Below are 734 nucleotides of genomic sequence, written 5' to 3' on the forward strand. Positions count from 1 at the left end.
AACCTCGGAAAGATTACTCTTCAGACGGTCTGTCGATCGGTGCCTCTGTAAAAGTAATGTATTGCTTGAGATCAGGTTGACCCAGCGCGATGAGACTGAGCACACCAGCGCCAAACCGACGCGCAAATTCGTCGTCAAGTCGGAACTCGAATTCATCCAGTAAAACGGGCATTTCAATTGCCCCTTTCAACGCCGTGGCCATCCTTCCTCGCTCGACTGACTGCAAGATCAACTGTTGACGGTCTTGGTCGTAAGTTACAACCACGGAACATGGTGGAAATCTGATCATCAGTGCCCCCTGCACTCCTGATAGTCGTCAAATGCATTCTTCTTGCAAAGTGCGAGGCCCGCCAAACCACCCATATATTTGGCAAGCGAGTTACACCTGAACATATCGGACTCATACTTCGCGTGACAGTCCGCCTCACGCCACTCATTATCCCCGCTGCTCCCACACTTGACCATCCCACCGTCGCCGCTTCCAGCTCCGAAGAGAGTACTGTAAAGCATCGCCCTTTTCGCCGAACTGGTCAGATCCGGCACCAGAACAGGATAAGGGACTTGCGCCTGATCGCTCAGCATCACTTCCGTTGCCTCGCCCCATGCTGGAAGTGCAGCGCTCAGTTCACTTTCAAAAAGTTTCTCCGTTAGCGTAGCTTTCCACCGCATGTAGCACTCGACACAGATGCCTGGTACGAAGGCCCGTGTATCTGACTGCAATCCCGTGAGGCTGG

1 protein-coding gene and 1 pseudogene are annotated in these 734 nt (G+C 53.1%); both read right to left on the reverse strand.

Annotated features, from left to right (window positions below; all coding sequences use genetic code 11):
* Positions 1 to 13 precede the first annotated feature (13 nt).
* Positions 14 to 202, reverse strand: a complete 189-nt coding sequence (locus P0D70_RS36695; RefSeq protein WP_353615898.1) for a hypothetical protein — start codon at positions 200 to 202, stop codon at positions 14 to 16.
* An 86-nt stretch (positions 203 to 288) separates the two neighbouring features.
* A pseudogene (locus P0D70_RS36700) lies at positions 289 to 734 on the reverse strand (DUF6531 domain-containing protein); the annotation flags it as partial.

The sequence above is a fragment of the Paraburkholderia sp. RL17-381-BIF-C genome, from assembly GCF_046026435.1.
In the GTDB taxonomy this organism is placed as follows: domain Bacteria; phylum Pseudomonadota; class Gammaproteobacteria; order Burkholderiales; family Burkholderiaceae; genus Paraburkholderia.

Coding starts and splice junctions, on each gene's coding strand:
- P0D70_RS36695 (WP_353615898.1), bottom strand. CDS start 202: ATGGCCACGGCGTTGAAAGGGGCAATTGAAATGCCCGTTTTACTGGAT.